The organism is Rummeliibacillus pycnus, from assembly GCF_002884495.1.
Classification (GTDB): domain Bacteria; phylum Bacillota; class Bacilli; order Bacillales_A; family Planococcaceae; genus Rummeliibacillus; species Rummeliibacillus pycnus.
In genome coordinates this window covers 868,680-887,119 of sequence record NZ_KZ614145.1, presented here as the reverse complement: position 1 = coordinate 887,119, position 18,440 = coordinate 868,680, and the positions used below count along the sequence as shown (strand labels likewise).

Genomic DNA, 18,440 nt, shown 5'->3' with positions numbered 1-18,440 from the left:
TTTTCAAACTATTTTAATAACATTTCCAGATGGATTATTGTGTACAAAAAGAAAGTGCGACATGGTAAAGCCACACTTTCTTTTATTTCTATATAAACATAGATTCTGAATTATATTTTTTCATCAAAGTTAAAACTGATTTCTTTTAGATTTACAACTTTTGATTTTCTACTAAATTTATACCCAAACATTAAAATTAAGAATAGTGGAATCCCTAAGTATGCTGCCACAATACTACCCCAATCCACAGTGTCAGCAAGAAATGCCTGGAAGTTTTGCGCTAAAATAACGATAATGCCACATGCAATCGCAAAAATTGGTCCAATTGGATACCATTTTGCCCGATATGGTAATTCCTCTAATGAATGCCCTTGTGCAATAAATGCCTTGCGGAAACGATAATGGCTAACAGAAATACCTAACCAGAAGATAAAACCTGTAATACCTATAGCATTCATTAACCAAAGATATACTGTACCATCTCCAAAAAGTGACGCAAGAAAAGCAAGTGCACCAACAGCACATGTAAAAATCATACTAACAAAAGGAACACCACGATTATTTAATTTTGCAAATATTCTTGGTGCTTGTCCTTCTTTCGCCATTGAATATAACATACGTGTAGATGCATATACACTTGAATTACCTGCAGATAACACAGCAGTTAAGATAACAGCATTCATAAGTGAAGCCGCAAATGCAATTCCAGCTTTTTTCAAGATCAGCGTAAAAGGACTTACCATGACACTATCATTTTGTAAATTTGGATTTGTATACGGAATTAAAAGTCCAATTACAAAAATCGCCAAAACATAAAATAGTAGAATTCTCCAGAATACACTATTGACTGCTTTTGGTACATTTTTGGCTGGATCTTCACTTTCCCCGGCAGCAACACCAACAATTTCTGTTCCTTGAAAAGAAAAACCCGCTGCGATAAATACTATGAACACACCAATCATACCACCTGAGAAAGGTGCATCATTGACAGTGAAGTTTTTAAAACCTACCACTTCTCCACCCATAATCCCAAAAATCATCAGTATACCTACTATAATAAAGATAACAATTGCACTAACTTTAATTAATGATAGCCAATATTCTCCTTCCCCATACCCCTTTACTGATAAATAGTTTAGAAGAAAAATAATCGCTAAGAAAGATCCACTCCATATCCATGATGGACTATCGGGAAACCAAAATTTCATAATCATTGTAGATGCAGTCAATTCTGCTGCAATTGTCATAGCCCAGTTGAACCAATACGTCCATCCAATCGCAAATCCAAATGCAGGGTCCACAAATTTAGATGCATATGTACTAAATGACCCACTTGTAGGCATGAATGCTGCCATTTCACCTAAACTAGTCATAACAAAATAGACCATTGCCCCTACTAAAGCATACGCAAGTAAGGCTCCACCTGGACCAGCTGTATGAATAGCTGCTCCACTACTAAGAAACAGTCCAGTTCCAATTGCTCCTCCAATAGAAATCATCGTTAAATGACGTGATGTTAATTTTCGCTTCAAGTGTTGTTCCTGTTGCTGTACATAAGCCTTCTCTCGCTGTTTAATACCAACACTTTTTTCTTCTTGATGTACTGTCATTCTCTTCATCCCCTTCGAAAACGCTACCATTCCATTTTGCAAATTCAATTTTTAAATATTGCGTCCTTTGTCATCTAGTAAAATAGTACAATTACGAGCAAAAAAGTATCATATTGTCGAATTTACAAAAAATAAAATATATTAGAAATATAATTCAAAATTATCTGAAATGCAATGAGTTTTTAGAAATTTAGCACTTTTTTAAAAGAACTAATACTTTTTATTTTCGAAAAGGAATATTCAAAAAGTAAAGACAGTCAAATATTTTATGAATAAGTCTTTTAGTGTTTAGAATCTTACCTTCCGGGAGAGTTGCATTCAGATTCGTTTCGCTTTCCGTTAGCGAACATTGAGTTTTCTAAGCATGAATAAGATTTAACCTTCGCTTTTGTATAATTATACAAGTAAAATAATATAAATGCAATGTACTTGTTCCTATATCTATAATTTTACGATTACATTTTCGCTTTTAAGTTCCGATTTTGACCACAAATTGTTCACTGCCTTTTAAAATAAGACTAAGCACTACTGGTTTCTCATTTTACAAATAAAGAAGAGAAGGGACTTTCCCCTTCTCTTAACCTTCTCAATTATTTGGATATTGACGGAGGCCCATTCAACAGCAAAATACCTTTATGAATTATGATATTATCTATCAGAGATAATGATATAGGTTGCTTTTATTGGGCCATGTACACCTATAATTGGATTCATCTCAATATCTGCTGAATTACTAGGTCCTGAAATAAAGTTAATGCACGCAGGCATTGCTTCACCGTTTTTAACTTTTTGAGATATAAATTGTGCAGCTTGGGTCATGCGGGGAACAATTGTACTTTGAGGTATAAGAGCAATATACGTTTTCGGTAATATGCTAACAGATCTTCCTTTTCCCGAATTCGAAAACAATACGACAGTTCCAGTTTCTGCAAGTGTCATATCACTAAAAGTGATTCCTACATTGGATCGTTTGGCTTGAGTCAAATTAGCGGCACCAATATCAGGATTCCATTCATTCACTGCTACGTTTAAAGCTGGCCATTCTTCTTCAATCAAAGATTGAAGTCCAAATTCAGCAAATCGCTCATCCTTCCAAAGAGAAACCGGACCCCCTCCATTCAACTCTACTCTATGTTTTAATTCATTTTTTAAATCGGCAACTTTTGAAACAACATAATTAGTATGAATCGTATTACACTGGCTCTTGAATAATTGAAGTAATTCATTCTTTGATAGATTAATTAGTGTAGAAGATTGGGGATTGTATTGCCATTTTAATTCCGGTTTATTTGCCATATTTACATCTCGTCCAAGTGCTTTTGCTATGTTATTTAAAAAAGATTCGCGTTGTTGAATCATTCTTTAATTCTCCTTTCTCGATTCTCAAACCAATCACGAAATCTTTCGCTTTTTGGTATTGGAAAATCACGATTGGATGTCCATTCTTTTATTGGACCGAACCCTTTAGAAATATATTTTTTATCTTTTATAAATGTTTTCATCAAGCTTGAAATCATTTTTGTACTTGTGGTATAGAGTACATTCGATGCCCCCCCTAATCCAAATGTTTTATATAAGACTTCCTCCTGAATAGGTACTTCATCTAATTCTTCGACTAGTACCTGGCGTTGTTTATGGATTAATTGATGTAAAGGAATCTTGACTGGACATGCCTGAGAACAAGCACCACATAGCGAAGAAGCGTATGGTAAGTCTTTAAAATCATCGTATCCACCCAATAATGGCGATAATACAATCCCTATCGGTCCAGGATAAATGGAATTATAGGCTTGACCACCAATATGACGATATACCGGACAAACATTTATGCATGCCGCACATCGTATACAATGGAGAATCGATTGAAATTCCGTACCCAAAATTTTCGAGCGACCATTATCTACAATCACTAGATGAAATTCTTCTGGACCATCTACATCTTCCATACGTTTTGGACCTGAAAGAACCGAAACATAACTTGTAATGTTTTGACCTATAGCACTTCTTATTAATAATGTAACAAGCACTTCAAATTCTTCAAATGTCGGTACGATTCGTTCCATACCCATAACAGTAATTTGAGTCTTCGGAATAGTTGTTGTTAAACGATCATTTCCTTCATTTGTCACAATTCCAACAGAACCTGATTCTGCTATAGCAAAGTTACAACCAGTAATGCCTATATCAGCTGTAAAAAAATCATCTCTTTTTGTTTCACGTACATGACGAGCAAGTTCAGTTGGATCGCTTGTTTTCGTATAGTTTAGTTTTTCCATGAAAATTTTACGTATATCTTCTTTGCTCTTATGAAGTGCTGGCGTAATGATATGGGATGGTGGGTCATTATTATCCATTTGTAAAATAACTTCTGCTAAATCTGTTTCAACAACTTCAATCCCAATGGCTTCCAAGTGCTTATTTAATCCAATTTCCTCGGTTACCATTGATTTTGATTTGACAACTTTTTTAGCTTTCTTTTTCCTTGCTACATCCTCAATATATCGATTGGCTTCTTCTGCAGTTTCAGCAAAGTAAACGTATCCACCAAGTTTTTCAACGTTATCCGATAACTCATTCAAATAATAATCTAAATTTTCAAGTACATGTTTTCGTATTTCTTCACCATGTGATCGCCATTCTTCCCAATCCCCTAGTTCATTAATGATTTTTAATCTACTTAATCGAAGACCATCTTGTGCACCAGACATCGAACTTCTCATAAATTGATCTTGCAAATTTGAATGGACTATATCTTTAAATCGATTGTTAGAAATCTTTATAGGCATATTTACACTTCTTCCTAATGAGAATTTAAAACTTCAGCAATATGCATTACTTTAATAGGAACATTTCTTCGTTGCATCCTACCTGCTATGTTCATCATACAACCGCCCTCCGCCGCGATTAAAATATCGGCATTCGTTTCAATTACTGAATTGACTTTCTCATCCACCATTTGCTCTGAGATTTCAGCCATTTTGGTAGCAAATGTTCCGCCAAAGCCACAACAATTATATCGATATGGTAGTGGTTTCATCTGAAGTCCTTCTACATTTGATAGTAGTTTAGATGGTGAATCCTTTACACCAAGTAATCGCGTCATTTGGCAAGAAGTATGATAGGTAGCAACACCATTTAATTTTGCCCCAACATTTTCAGTTTTTAATACATTGACTATAAAATCAGTTAGTTCATATGTTTTTTGTGCAAGGGTGGTGGCACGTTTGGCCCAGTTCGGTTCATTTGCCAAAATTTCAGGATATTTTTTAAACATTAATGCACAAGATCCAGAGGGTGTAACGACAACTTCGGAATTTTCAAATGTTTCGATCATGTCTTTCATCATGGGTTTTGACCTTTCTACATAACCAGCCGCATGGAAGGGTTGTCCACAGCATACTTGTTTTTTAGGAAAATCGATTTCACATCCGAGCCTTTCCAATAATTCTACTGTCGCTTTACCAATATCCGTTTCAAAAATATCAACAACACATGTCACAAATAATGTAACTTTCACTTTAACCAAGCTCCTTATACTCAAGTGTCGCTATTTACAAATTCAATAAAATGAAGCGAAAATATATTCAGAAAATTTAAAGCTAAGTTCATTATTCACAAATGAAAATTGTTTTAGTCATCTAGATATTGTAGTGTCGAGGGATTCTGATTCACCTTTACTTTATTTACATAAAAAAACTATCAAGAAATCTAATTAATAGATTTACTCGATAGTTTTTATTTTTAGTATATACATAAGTCGATTTCATCATGGAAAAATTTCTTTAAATATCCGAATATTAAATGGTGTTTACTTTAATTATTGTGAAGCGAAAAACGACATTTGTATTTAATCCCGCTTAATTATTCCATTTTTAAGGTGGGAACCGATTTTTGAAATTAACTAACAAATATAATTTTTAATTGAATTGAACGCGTTTTTCTTCAAATTCTTTAATATAATTTTCGTACTTAAAAGTCAATGATATTTCATCCCAACCATTTAACAACATTTCTTTATAATAGGGATCAATCTCAAAGTGATATACTTTATCGTCTGCGGTTAACGTTTGATCTTGAAGGTGTACTTCAGCTTCTAAAGTGGTTTGCTCACCTTTCGATAGTAATTCTTCAATTTCAGATACGCCTAGTTTGATTGGTAAAATGCCATTTTTGAAACAGTTATTATGGAAAATATCAGCGAAGCTTGGAGCAACAACTACATTAAACCCGTAATCTAAAATTGCCCAAGGTGCATGTTCGCGTGAAGAACCGCAACCAAAATTTTCATGAGCTACTAGAATATTAGATCCTTTATATTTTGGTTGATTTAAGACAAAATCTTCAATCGTATTGCCATTTTGATCAAAACGCCAATGATAGAAGACATATTGTCCAAACCCTGTACGTTCAATTCGTTTTAAAAATTCCTTCGAAATAATTTGATCTGTATCGACATTTTTTCGATTTAAAGGTGTAACGACACTTTTTACAATATTAATTGGTTTCATAATTTACGCCTCCATTACACAGGTACATTCATAATTTCACGAACATCAACAAAGTGCCCAGCAATTGCTGCAGCTGCGGCCATCGAAGGACTCACAAGATGTGTTCTTGAACCCGTACCTTGACGGCCCTCAAAATTTCGATTAGAAGTTGAGGCACAGCGTTCACCAGCTGGAACAACGTCTTCATTCATCGCAAGACACATACTACAACCTGATTCACGCCATTCAAAACCTGCATCTAAGAAGATTTGGTCAATTCCCTCTTCTTCAGCTTGTTTTTTCACTAAATGAGAACCAGGAACTACGATTGCACGTACATTTGGATGAACTTTTTTTCCTTTAATAACGGAAGCTGCAACGCGTAAATCATGTAATCGGGAATTCGTACATGAACCGATAAAGACATGTTGAATTTCAATATCTGTTAAAGGTGTACCTTCTTTTAAATCCATGTAAGCTAGAGCTTTTTGTAATGCTTGCTTGTCAGATTCATCTTTAAAATCAGCAATTGAAGGTACAACTTTGGAAATACCGCTACCCATTGAAGGATTTGTCCCCCAAGTTACGAATGGTTCAATTTCTGATGTTTCAATAACAAGTGTTTGATCATATGTTGCGTCTTCATCTGAAGCAAGTGATAACCAATAGGCTTTTGCTTCTTCGAATTTTTCACCTTCAGGAGCATATCGACGGCCCTTAATATAATCCACCGTAATTTCATCTGGACTAATTAAGCCTGCTTTGGCACCTGCTTCAATCGACATATTACAGATTGTCATACGTTCTTCCATCGATAATTGATGGATAGCATCACCTGTAAACTCAATGATATGACCAGTACCTACATCAATACCAAACTTCGCTATTATCGCTAAAATAATATCTTTTGCAGTGACACCAAAACCTAACTCACCTTTCACATGGATTTGCATTGTTTTAGGTTTATTTTGCCAAAGCGTTTGAGTTGATAATACATGTTCTACTTCACTTGTTCCGATACCAAAAGCTATTGCACCAAATGCACCATGAGTAGAAGTATGCGAATCACCACAAACAATTGTTTTTCCGGGTTGAGTTAAACCAAGTTGTGGTCCAATAACATGAACAATTCCTTGATCTGGATGCCCCATATCTGCTAATTGAACGCCAAATTCTTCACAATTTTTAGCTAGCGTAGTTATTTGGGTTTTAGCGATTGGATCATTAATTACTGGCAAGTTTTGTGTAGGAACATTATGGTCCATTGTCGCAAAACAAAGATCTGGACGACGAACCTTTCGATTATTTATACGAAGCCCCTCAAAAGCTTGGGGTGAAGTTACTTCGTGAATTAAATGAAGATCGATGTAGAGTAAATCTGGTTTACCTTCTTCATGATAGACAACATGTTGATCCCACACTTTTTCTATAATATTTTTCCCCATTATTCTTCACCTATTTTCTATATATAAGTAGTCATAATACTATCTGAAACAAAACTAGTATCTAACTCATTTAATACTTTTTCAGTCCATTCATTTGTTGTAAGAACGCGACTATCTGGTGTTGCTAAATCTGCTGTAAAGTATCCATCTTCAAAAACAGCATTCACTGCACGTTCAATTTCAGCTGCTTCTTCTTTTAAGCCAAATGAATAACGTAACATCATCGCAACAGAAAGAATTGTGGCAGCAGGGTTGGCAATTCCTCGACCTGCAAGTTCTGGAGCAGAGCCATGGACAGGTTCATATAAGCCAAAATTATCTGAGCGAATACTTGCAGAAGGTAAAACACCAAGGGATCCTGTAATAACTGATGCTTCATCACTTAAAATATCCCCAAACATATTTTCCGTTACAATGACATCATAAGCACCTGGATTTGTGATCAGCTTCATAGCTGTTGAATCAACTAAACTATGCTCTACTTCTACATCTGGATAAAGTGACTTTTTCTCATCAACAATTTGTCTCCATAAGCGTGAAGTATCAAGTACGTTCGCTTTATCAACAGATGTAAGCTTACCTTTACGTACACGAGCTAGTTCAAACGCATTATCGACAATACGTTCTATTTCAGAGCGGGAATATACTAAAGAGTCAAGTGCTTCATCTTCTGTGCGTTTGCGAGGCTCACCAAAATATAATCCTCCCGTTAGTTCACGTACAATTAATAGATCAACATCTTTTACTAAATCATCTTTTAGAGGAGAAGCTTTTATGAGTGATGGAATCGCCTGCACAGGACGTAAATTTGAGAACAAATCAAAATGTTTACGAATACGAAGTAATCCTTTTTCAGGTCTTAATTCAGCGGGATTTTGATCCCATTTTGGCCCACCTACTGCACCTAAAAGAATCGCATCACTTTGTTCACATAACTCAATTGTTTCTTGAGGAAGTGGGTCCTCATGCTGATCAATGGCAGCTCCTCCAATTGCAGCATACGCTATATGAAATGTATGTTGAAATCTCTTACCTACAGCTTGAAGTACTTCTACTGCAGAAGCGACAACCTCAGGACCAATCCCGTCACCAGGTAAAACCGTAATTTTCTTTTCCATAATAACTCCTCCTCAAATAGAATTGCTTATCAACACTGCGACTAAATTGGATTCTTTTCAATCATTACATCTAATCCCTAAAGAAACAGTTGAACTGCCCCTTTAAGAATTAAAATGTAGCAAATCACCATTTAGTTGTCGAAATTGTATTACTAGATCTACTAAGCTTTTGTACTACCAACAGTTTCTTTTTCAACTTTTTTCCCAACGAATGGCATCATTGCACGTAACTCTGCACCAACTTTTTCAATTTGATGTTCAGCTTCTGCTTTTTTAATTGCATTATATTTTGGACGACCAGTTTCGTTTTCGTTAATCCATTCTTTTGCGAATTTACCTTCTTGGATATCAGTAAGAACATCTTTCATTGCAGCTTTTACTTGATCCGTTACAATACGTGGGCCTGAAACGAAATCTCCCCATTCTGCTGTATCAGAGATTGAATAGCGCATGTTAGAAAGGCCACCTTCATACATAAGATCAACGATTAATTTTAATTCGTGGAAACATTCAAAGTAAGCAATTTCTGGTTGATAACCTGCTTCAACTAATGTTTCGAAACCAGCTTTTACAAGAGCTGCTGTACCACCGCAAAGAACCGCTTGTTCCCCGAATAGATCTGTTTCTGTTTCTTCTTTAAATGTTGTTTCAAGTACTCCAGCTCTCGCTGCACCAATTCCTTTTGCGTAAGCAAGTGCAATGTCTTTTGCATTACCAGTTGCATCTTGATAAATACCGATAAGTGCTGGTACACCCGCACCAGATTCATAAGTACGACGAACTAGATGTCCTGGTCCTTTTGGAGCAACTAAGAATACATCTACATCTGCTGGTGGCACGATTTGTTTAAAGTGAATATTGAAACCATGAGCGAATACTAGTGCATTTCCAGCTTCTAATCCTGGAGCAATTTCAGCTTCATATACTGCTTTTTGTTTTTCATCTGGAAGTAAGATCATGATTACATCTGCTTCTTTAGCAGCTTCTGCTACTGATTTCACTTCAACACCATCATTTTTTGCCTTCTCTGCAGAGTTCCCAGGACGAATACCAACGCGTACGTCAAAACCAGATTCTTTTAAGTTTAGCGCATGAGCATGACCTTGTGAGCCATAACCGATGATTGCGATTTTTTTACCTTCTAGTACTTTCTCATTGATATCTTGGTTATAATACATTTTTGCCATTTTTATTTCCCCCTGATTGTTTAGTAGTTTTGTTTTTTATATTTATTGTAAAATCGAAAGTTGCGCTGATGGCTTAAGTTGAGCATCACGCACAAATGCAGTTGCACCCGTACGAGTGAGTTCTTTTATGCCATATGGACGAATCAATTCGATAAAAGCATCTATTTTTTCTGGATTACCAACAATTTGATAGGTGATTACATTTTTCCCCATATCAATGATGGAACCACGGAAAGGTTCGACAATTGAATTGATTTCGCTACGCAGATTCGGTGGAGCAACAACTTTAATAAGTGCTAATTCACGCATAACAATTGATTTATCTGTTATGTCATTGACTTTAATAACGTCAATTTGCTTCGATAATTGTTTGACAAGCTGTTCAATCTTTGCTTGATCTTCTACATTTACGATAAAAGTCATTTTAGAAATACCATGCTGTTCTGTATGACCAACCGTGATACTTTCAATATTGAATTGACGTTTCATCAGTAGACCCGTCACGCGGTTTAGAACACCACTCTGGTTAATAACTGTTACGGTTATGACTCTTCTCATCCTTTTTTCACTCCAATCATTTCTGCAAGTCCTTTACCAGGCGCAACCATTGGATTTACAAGTGTTAATTCTTTAACACGACAGTCTACTAAAGTTGGTTCATCTGATTCGATTGCTTCTTTAAAAATTGCTTCCATTTCATCAACTTTTTCAACCTTGTATCCTTTAATGCCATAAGCCTCAGCAAGTTTAACGAAGTCAGGCTGTACAGGCATTAGTGATGATGAATAGCGTTCGTCATAGAATGTTTCTTGCCATTGGCGTACCATTCCAAGACAGCTATTATTTAGGATGAAAATTTTCACTGGTAATTTAAATTCTTTTAATAAAGAAAGTTCTTGCAATGTCATTTGGAAGCCTGCGTCCCCAACGATTGAAATAACTTTTTTATCTGGATAAGCAAATTGCGCTCCAATTGCAGCAGGGAAACCAAAGCCCATAGTACCTAAACCACCTGAAGTTACCCAGTGATGGTCTTTTTTAAATGAATAGTACTGTGCAGTCCACATTTGGTGTTGACCAACATCTGTCGTAATAATTGCCTCACCATTCGTTAATCGACCAATAGTTTCAACCGCAAATTGAGGATAAATTGTACCATCACCATCATCCTCATACCACAATGGACATTCTTCTTGGCATTCATGTAAATATTCATGCCAAAGTGTTAAATCTTGTACTTCAAATGTTTGTTCTAACAATGAAAGTAATGCTTCTTTAGCATCCGCTACAATTGGAATTTCAGTTGGAACGTTTTTACCAATTTCAGCTGGATCGATATCGATATGAATTACTTTTGCATTTGGAGCAAATTTTTTCAAATTGCCTGTTAAACGGTCATCAAAACGTGAACCTATATTCAATAGAACATCGCAATTATTAATTGCCATATTGGCTGTAAATGTTCCATGCATACCGGCCATTCCTAGGAAAAGTTTATGATTTCCTGCAATACTTCCAAGTCCTAATAATGTATTTACTACTGGGAAATTGTACTTTTCAACAAATTCAGTTAATTCTTTCGAAGCATCTGCAGCTAAAACGCCAGCCCCCACTAATACAAGTGGTTGTTTTGCTGTACTTAGTAATGATACGGCTTTTTTAATTTGTAAATAATTAGGATGCAATGTTGGTTGATATCCTGGCAAGTTAATGGATGCCTCTTCGACTGCATCAGAGTCAAAAATTGCATTTGCAATATTTTTTGGAATGTCAACTACTACCGGACCTCTGCGACCAGTAGATGCAATATGAAACGCCTCTTTTACAATTCGTGGTAAATCCTGAACATTTTTTACCTGATAATTGTGTTTTGTAATAGGTTGAGTAATTCCAATAATATCCGCTTCTTGGAAAGCATCCGTACCAACAACTGTTGTTGCAACTTGACCAGTAAAGACAACGAGTGGTAAAGAATCCATCATTGCATCAGTAATTCCAGTTACTAAGTTTGTAGCCCCTGGCCCTGAAGTAGCAATGACCACCCCAGGTTTACCTGATACTCGTGCATAACCTTCTGCTGCGTGAATCGCACCCTGTTCATGTCGAGCAAGGATGTGCTTAATTGGATTACGATAAAGTGCATCGTATAATGGTAAAACTGCACCACCTGGATATCCAAAAATGATTTCAACACCTTGGTTTTGCAACGATTCGATAAAAATCTCAGCACCCGTCTTACTGGCTTTACATTCTTGATCAACTTCTTGCTCTGTCGCGGATTGTTTCTTTAGTTGAACTTGTGCACTCATCATAGAACTCCTCCCTAGGAAACTAAATTTTTATATAAAAAAAGCTTTTTCATCCACGCAAAAGAAGACCTTCCGCGTAGGGATGAAAAAAGCTTCCATGGTACCACCCTATTTCATAGTCAAAAAACGACTACCTCATGAATAGATTTAACTATTCTTTTTCTAACGAGCACAAAAGTATGCGCCCGAGGTTACCTAATCGCAAATAGCTTTTAGTAACCCACTCCAAGGGGATGTCAGTATTAGTTGTATTGTCGGCTCTCAGCAACCCGGCTCTCTGTAAATACAAGACTCTAATACTTTTAACCTTTTCATCGATTTATCGATATTCAATTTTAAATTATATTTTCATAACGCCGCCTGTAGAAGCGGAAGTAACTAATTTGGAGTAACGTGCTAAATATCCTTTTTTAATCTTAGGTTCAAATGGTTTTAAAGTTGCTCTTCGGTCAGCTAAAACTTCATCTGAAACTTTTAATTCAATCGTTCTGTTTGTTAGATCAATTGAAATAATATCGCCATTTTGTATTAAAGCAATCGGTCCACCTTCAGCAGCTTCTGGTGATATGTGACCAATCGAGATACCTCTCGATGCACCTGAAAAACGACCGTCTGTAATTAAAGCTACATCTTTTCCTAAACCACGCCCCATAATTGCTGATGTAGGTGCTAACATTTCTGGCATTCCTGGTCCGCCTTTTGGACCTTCATAACGAATGACAACAACATGCCCTTTTTGAACTGTACCATCATCGATTCGAGCTTGGGCTTCTTCTTGAGAATCAAAAACGATCGCCTCTCCAGTAAATTCCTTGATGGATGGATCAACTGCACCAACTTTAATCACTGCACCATCTGGAGCTATATTGCCAAAGAGGACAGATAAACCACCTACTGGACTATATGGATTATCTTTTGTACGAATAACTTCTGTATTCTTAATTTCATGACCTTTCACTAATTCTTCAAGTGTTTGCCCTGTTACAGTTATACGATCTTTATGAATCGCACCTGGTATTTTACACAACTCGTTAATAATTGCACTAACACCACCAGCAAGATGGACATCATGCATTGAATAGTTTGAGGCTGGCATGATTTTAGCTAAATACGGAACACGTTCTGCAACTTTATTGATATCCTCGATGTTATAATCAATTTCAGCTTCATGAGCAATTGCAAGAGTGTGCAAAACGGTATTTGTTGAACCACCCATTGCCATATCTAGTGCAAATGCGTCATCAATTGTTTCTTTTGTGATGATGTCTCGAGGTCTAATATTCTCTTTAATCATACGAATTAGATGTTCTGCAGCTTGTTTGATCAACTGATATCTTTCTTCAGAAGTAGCAACAATTGTACCGTTTCCAGGTAATGCCATACCTAACATTTCCATCAATGAGTTCATAGAATTCGCTGTAAACATACCTGAACATGAACCACAAGTTGGACATGCATTTTCTTCAATTTCTTTTAGTTTTTCCGCTGTCATGAGACCACTTTTATAGGATCCAACACCTTCAAAAACAGAAGTAAGTGATAATTGTTCACCTGTTGAAGAAACGCCTGCTTCCATTGGACCACCAGAGACAAAGACTGAAGGAACATTTGTACGAACAGCTGCCATTAGCATGCCAGGGGTGATTTTGTCACAGTTTGGTATGTAAAATACACCATCAAACCAATGTGCATTAATGACCGTTTCAGCTGAATCAGCGATTAACTCACGGCTTGGCAGTGAATAACGCATTCCGATATGCCCCATTGCAATCCCATCATCTACACCAATTGTGTTGAACTCAAATGGAATACCACCAGCCTCACGAATTGCTTGTTTGACGACTTCGCCAAATTTCTGAAGATGAACATGTCCAGGGATTATATCAATATATGAATTACAGACACCAATAAATGGTTTATCTAAATCTTTTGTTTTAACACCCGCAGCGTATAATAAGCTGCGGTGAGGAGCCCGATCGACTCCTTTTTTTATCATGTCACTACGCATGTATACCGCCCCTTATTTTACTGTAACTTCTTCGTCATATACTTTGACGCCTTCTTTTTCGACGATTTCACGGAAACCTGCAAGAATATCTTTTGTTACTTTGCCAGGTTTGCCATCGCCAATAACTCGGCCATCAACATTTACGACTGAGATGACTTCTGCTGCAGTTCCTGTTAAAAAGACTTCATCAGCAACATATACATCATGTCTTGTAAATACACCTTCACTTGCTTCGTAACCAAGTTCTTTAGCAACATCTAAGATGGCATTACGTGTGATCCCTTCTAATGCGCCAATGTAACCCGGAGGTGTCATTAATTTTTTTCCTTTAACAATGAAAATATTATCGCCAGAGCCTTCTGCTACGTAACCTTCATCATTCATCATTAATGCTTCAGAAACACCAGCTTGTGTCGCTTCGAGCTTCACTAGAATATTATTTAAATAGTTTAATGTTTTGGTTTTTGGACTCAATACATCTGAACGATTACGTCTACTAGATGCAGAAACAATTGAAATACCAGTTTCATATAATTCAGCTGGGAATAGTGCAAGTGGTTCAGCAATTACAATGACACTTGCTCCTTTGCATGTTGAAGGATCAATTCCTAAATTACCAACGCCTCTTGATACGATCAGTCGGATATATGCGCTTTGTAATTGATTTGCTTTCAATGTATCCTTAACAATTTCAGTCATTTCTTCTTTTGTATATGGAATGGTTAGTAAAATTGATTTTGCAGATTCATATAATCGATTTAAATGTTCTTCTAATCGAAAGACGTTGCCATTGTATGAGCGAATGCCTTCAAATACTCCATCACCATATAAAAAACCATGATCGTAAACAGAAACTTTAGCGTCTTCCTTTTTCACTAAGTTTCCATCAAGAAAAATTAACTGTTCCCCCATACTCTTCACTTCTTTCTGTAAAATGCAATAAACTGTTTTAGCATTTTGCTGAAAACATTTATTAAATTGTTGCTATCATAGTACGTATTTCCAATGAAGTCAACAGTATTTTTAGAATTGTCACTCAATTTAAAAAATTAAATCTTATTTGAATACGTTTTCATTCCCTTTATATTAATTTTTAGCTCATTTATGAATAAAATTAAATTTTTTGAAAAATTAATTTATTGGTTTTATTTAGAATATTTCAACCTGACATCGTATCAGTATTTTTACACCATCATGTGAATTATTTTCTTGTTAATTTGGATAATCCACTTAATTTCTATTTTTAGAAGATCATTTACCCTTTTAATATTCATTCAATTATTTGTTTAAAATACTCGGTTACAAAAATATTTTCAGGATCATATTTTTCGCGTAATTTTAAAAATATTGGATACTTAGGATAAAGTTTAATAATTTGTTCTTTTGTTAACTGATTCATTTTCCCCCAATGTGGCCGACCGTTATATTTTTCCATTAACGTTTGTACCCATCTAAAATAATCCTTCTCATCCATTCCTTTATACATATGAAAAGCTATAAATGCACTTTCTCTATTTTGAGTTGGGCTTAAAAAGCCATTTTCCCCCTTTGAAGTTCTGCACTCAATCGGAAAATGCACTTTGAACGGATGTGATTTTAAAGTAAAATGAATTTCGTCCATACAATCATGGAAATTTCCCAAAGGAATTGCATATTCTATCTCTAAAAATTTTACTTTTCGAGAATTCGGGAAAATTTCATAGCTTAATCCCTTCTTTACTCCAGTAGGTACACTTTTGGATGCTAAATTACTTACCCATTTAGTTGCTTTTGGTTGTCTTTTACATACCTCAGAAAAAACATAGAAAAGGCCATTTTCGATAACATTGTTTTTTAAATCTTCTACTGTTTTAGATTTTTTAGACTGTTCAACAACAGAAATTTGATCCATTATTTTCACTTGAATTTGTTCTGTACCTGGAAAGTAAAACCATTCAACATGCCTATGCTCACGTATCATACTGTGCCAAGCTTTTTTAGCTTCTGCAAAGGGATAATGAGCAGATTGGCATCTTAAGCTATACAGAGGAACTGTTTTAATCGTCACTTTTACTAGTATGCCTAAAAGCCCTAGTGAAACATGTAAAGCTTTTGATAAGTCATCTTCTCCTCTAGTATGTTCATGATAGTTTCCTAAACCGTCCACAAATCCCCACATTACAACTTGGCTGGATAAGGAACCTAATGTTACACCTGTACCATGTGTCCCTGTTGCTATTGCACCAGCAAGCGTTTGTTCATGAATATCCCCCATATTTGATAGTGCAAATCCAAATTGTGCTAAAATCGGTCCAATTTCATACAAATAAGTACCTGCCCAAAATGTAGCATTCCCTGTTTCACGATCAATATCAATTAACCCACGCATATTATGAAGTGAGATCGCAACATCATCTGGTTTTGCAATAGGACTAAATGAATGTGCCGCACCTGTTACCCGAATCGTTTTATGTTGTTTTTGGATATTCCAAATTAAAGTAGAAAGTTGTTTAGTATCATGAGGTAATAATGATTGGGTTGGAGTTCCTTTGACATTCCCTGCCCAATTTTGCCATTTACGTGTATCTACCCAGTCTTTTACAGAAAACATTTACCTTCCCCCCTATATGTTTTGAAACAATCGACATGTTGACCATTTCTTACAGCTTCTAAATGTTCAAATCGTTCACACAATTCACCAGCTTTTGCATGACGAAAATAGATGGTATCTCCTAAATTGATCGTATGAAAATTCTTTATTTTTAAGGGTGTTTGTACTTCTCCAGCACCTTCAAATCGGAGAAAATCAAGAGACTGTTCTTCATAAGGAACAGGTTGCTTATCTTTTCCAATGGCTCCTGAAGCAATATAGCCCCCGCCATGGCACACGACAACATCGGCTTCCGGCTTTCTGGTGACGCGTAATGCAAAACCTACAGCAGGGTGTAAATCTAATTGACTGTATTGGTCAAACAAAGATGGATTAAAAAATGCCGAACCAATTGTGATTTCTGTTACCTCAGTACTCCGTGTTGTAAAGTCCACGCTTCCTGAGCCTCCTCCATTCACAAATTCTAAATCTCCATATTCAGATAATATAAAATTCACTACATCTTTTCGTAGTTTTGCTATATGCTTTTTTGATGCATTCTGTAATTGTTGAATCACAGGTCGCTTCCATTTTTGAAGTGGTAAATCCCCTATCCCCGCAAGTTGTGCTTCATAGCCCATCACACCTTCAATATGTAAATGTGTTTGTTTTTTAAGTAAGTCAAGAAAATCCATCAAATCTTGTAAACTTTTTATAGCTGAACGTTTAGTACCAAAATAGATCAATGGTAAATCGAACGAAAGATTAATATCTATACAAATTCCCACATCTACATCTAAACGTTTTGCTAAAGTGTTTAACCATTTTGCTTGTCGAATATCATCCACCATAAAACAAACATCATAACCTTTTTTTATATAATGTAATATCTCTATTACGCTTTGTTCTTCAAAAACTGGATAACCAATTAATAGCTGATCAAAACCATTTTCCAATAAATAACACGTTTCACTTGCAGTAAAAGTCATAAACCCTGAAACATTCACTAATTTTTCATTTAAATATTTTAGTAATGGAATGGATCGAATAGACTTTGTTGCAATACGAACATTTTTATCTTTGATATGATGGTTGATAAAACGAATATTTGCATCAAACGCATTTAAATCGATCCACGCAAAGGGTCGTTCAATGTGTTTAAATGCCTGGTCAAATAATTGCAATTGTATCACTCCTTTTGTCAACTATATAATTTATCCATTATAAATAACAAAAATGCTTCTTCCATGGCGAAATATGTATTTCGTCGGAGAAGAAGCATTTATAAGCTGTGTATTCATATTCATTTGAAGCTTTAGTGGATCTCCAAGAAATCAAAAGCGAGATTCAAAAAGAAAATTGAGTGTATCGCAACGAAAATTAGTGCCTGTTTGTTTAATTTTTTTGATAATGAACGATCCATAAGCTTACAACTCCTTTCAACTTTTTTGTAATTATATACTAATTTATTTGAATTTGCAAAATAATTAATTTAATTAGTCTTATAAATTAACTTAATCTATTCCATTTTCGCTACATTAATTTGGATAATCATGCTGCAGATATTGCTTTCTACTGGTTTGGTTTTATTCGTTCTAAAATTTGTTGTGTAAATTTAGAATTGACGCGTTTTTTTTGGGTGATTATTAAGTTTGACTAAAGACTTAAGTTGTCTTTTTGTGGATACAATCCATTTTTCGTGGATGA

At 35.6% G+C, this 18,440-nt stretch carries 14 protein-coding genes; all 14 read right to left on the bottom strand.

Annotated elements, in window-relative coordinates; genetic code table 11:
- Positions 1 to 110: 110 nt before the first annotated feature.
- A complete protein-coding gene (locus CEF14_RS04490) occupies positions 111 to 1,610 on the bottom strand; it encodes an amino acid permease (RefSeq protein WP_102691746.1) in 1,500 nt (499 codons plus the stop codon).
- 648 nt (positions 1,611 to 2,258) lie between these two features.
- The gene (locus CEF14_RS04485) at positions 2,259 to 2,969 is read right to left on the bottom strand and encodes a LutC/YkgG family protein (RefSeq protein ID WP_102691745.1); all 711 of its coding nucleotides are present in this window, start codon (positions 2,967 to 2,969) and stop codon (positions 2,259 to 2,261) included.
- Positions 2,966 to 4,396: a LutB/LldF family L-lactate oxidation iron-sulfur protein gene (locus CEF14_RS04480; RefSeq protein ID WP_102691744.1), complete on the bottom strand. Its 1,431-nt coding sequence runs from the start codon at positions 4,394 to 4,396 to the stop codon at positions 2,966 to 2,968. The genes CEF14_RS04485 and CEF14_RS04480 overlap by 4 nt, the downstream gene beginning before the upstream one ends.
- Before the next feature lie 14 nt (positions 4,397 to 4,410).
- Positions 4,411 to 5,127 carry a (Fe-S)-binding protein gene (locus CEF14_RS04475; RefSeq protein ID WP_102691743.1) on the bottom strand — a complete coding sequence of 239 codons (717 nt, stop codon included), beginning with the start codon at positions 5,125 to 5,127 and terminating at the stop codon, positions 4,411 to 4,413.
- A gap of 400 nt (positions 5,128 to 5,527) precedes the next feature.
- Complete coding sequence (gene leuD, locus CEF14_RS04470; protein ID WP_102691742.1) at positions 5,528 to 6,118, bottom strand: 3-isopropylmalate dehydratase small subunit; 591 nt, start codon at positions 6,116 to 6,118, stop codon at positions 5,528 to 5,530.
- A gap of 14 nt (positions 6,119 to 6,132) precedes the next feature.
- Positions 6,133 to 7,542, bottom strand: a complete 1,410-nt coding sequence (leuC, locus tag CEF14_RS04465) for a 3-isopropylmalate dehydratase large subunit (RefSeq protein WP_102691741.1) — start codon at positions 7,540 to 7,542, stop codon at positions 6,133 to 6,135.
- Between the two features lie 17 nt (positions 7,543 to 7,559).
- Positions 7,560 to 8,660 carry a 3-isopropylmalate dehydrogenase gene (gene leuB / locus CEF14_RS04460; protein WP_102691740.1) on the bottom strand — a complete coding sequence of 367 codons (1,101 nt, stop codon included), beginning with the start codon at positions 8,658 to 8,660 and terminating at the stop codon, positions 7,560 to 7,562.
- A gap of 161 nt (positions 8,661 to 8,821) precedes the next feature.
- Complete coding sequence (gene ilvC, locus CEF14_RS04455) at positions 8,822 to 9,847, bottom strand: ketol-acid reductoisomerase (RefSeq protein WP_102691739.1); 1,026 nt, start codon at positions 9,845 to 9,847, stop codon at positions 8,822 to 8,824.
- A 42-nt stretch (positions 9,848 to 9,889) separates the two neighbouring features.
- Positions 9,890 to 10,405, bottom strand: a complete 516-nt coding sequence (gene ilvN / locus CEF14_RS04450) for an acetolactate synthase small subunit (RefSeq protein WP_102691738.1) — start codon at positions 10,403 to 10,405, stop codon at positions 9,890 to 9,892.
- Positions 10,402 to 12,156, bottom strand: a complete 1,755-nt coding sequence (ilvB, locus tag CEF14_RS04445) for a biosynthetic-type acetolactate synthase large subunit (RefSeq protein WP_102694289.1) — start codon at positions 12,154 to 12,156, stop codon at positions 10,402 to 10,404. The genes ilvN and ilvB overlap by 4 nt, the downstream gene beginning before the upstream one ends.
- A 340-nt stretch (positions 12,157 to 12,496) precedes the next feature.
- Complete coding sequence (gene ilvD / locus CEF14_RS04440) at positions 12,497 to 14,164, bottom strand: dihydroxy-acid dehydratase (RefSeq protein WP_102691737.1); 1,668 nt, start codon at positions 14,162 to 14,164, stop codon at positions 12,497 to 12,499.
- Between the two features lie 12 nt (positions 14,165 to 14,176).
- Positions 14,177 to 15,076, bottom strand: a complete 900-nt coding sequence (gene ilvE, locus CEF14_RS04435; RefSeq protein ID WP_102691736.1) for a branched-chain-amino-acid transaminase — start codon at positions 15,074 to 15,076, stop codon at positions 14,177 to 14,179.
- A 358-nt stretch (positions 15,077 to 15,434) separates the two neighbouring features.
- The gene (locus tag CEF14_RS04430) at positions 15,435 to 16,754 is read right to left on the bottom strand and encodes a D-arabinono-1,4-lactone oxidase (RefSeq protein ID WP_102691735.1); all 1,320 of its coding nucleotides are present in this window, start codon (positions 16,752 to 16,754) and stop codon (positions 15,435 to 15,437) included.
- Positions 16,742 to 17,917 (bottom strand): alanine racemase, encoded by a 1,176-nt coding sequence (locus CEF14_RS04425; protein WP_102691734.1) that lies wholly within the window; start codon positions 17,915 to 17,917, stop codon positions 16,742 to 16,744. Before CEF14_RS04425 ends, CEF14_RS04430 begins: the two co-directional genes overlap by 13 nt.
- Positions 17,918 to 18,440 lie beyond the last annotated feature (523 nt).

Coding starts and splice junctions, on each gene's coding strand:
- leuC (WP_102691741.1), bottom strand. CDS start 7,542: ATGGGGAAAAATATTATAGAAAAAGTGTGGGATCAACATGTTGTCTAT.
- CEF14_RS04485 (WP_102691745.1), bottom strand. CDS start 2,969: ATGATTCAACAACGCGAATCTTTTTTAAATAACATAGCAAAAGCACTT.
- ilvN (WP_102691738.1), bottom strand. CDS start 10,405: ATGAGAAGAGTCATAACCGTAACAGTTATTAACCAGAGTGGTGTTCTA.
- ilvD (WP_102691737.1), bottom strand. CDS start 14,164: ATGCGTAGTGACATGATAAAAAAAGGAGTCGATCGGGCTCCTCACCGC.
- ilvE (WP_102691736.1), bottom strand. CDS start 15,076: ATGGGGGAACAGTTAATTTTTCTTGATGGAAACTTAGTGAAAAAGGAA.
- CEF14_RS04430 (WP_102691735.1), bottom strand. CDS start 16,754: ATGTTTTCTGTAAAAGACTGGGTAGATACACGTAAATGGCAAAATTGG.
- leuB (WP_102691740.1), bottom strand. CDS start 8,660: ATGGAAAAGAAAATTACGGTTTTACCTGGTGACGGGATTGGTCCTGAG.
- ilvB (WP_102694289.1), bottom strand. CDS start 12,156: ATGAGTGCACAAGTTCAACTAAAGAAACAATCCGCGACAGAGCAAGAA.
- ilvC (WP_102691739.1), bottom strand. CDS start 9,847: ATGGCAAAAATGTATTATAACCAAGATATCAATGAGAAAGTACTAGAA.
- leuD (WP_102691742.1), bottom strand. CDS start 6,118: ATGAAACCAATTAATATTGTAAAAAGTGTCGTTACACCTTTAAATCGA.
- CEF14_RS04480 (WP_102691744.1), bottom strand. CDS start 4,396: ATGCCTATAAAGATTTCTAACAATCGATTTAAAGATATAGTCCATTCA.
- CEF14_RS04490 (WP_102691746.1), bottom strand. CDS start 1,610: ATGACAGTACATCAAGAAGAAAAAAGTGTTGGTATTAAACAGCGAGAG.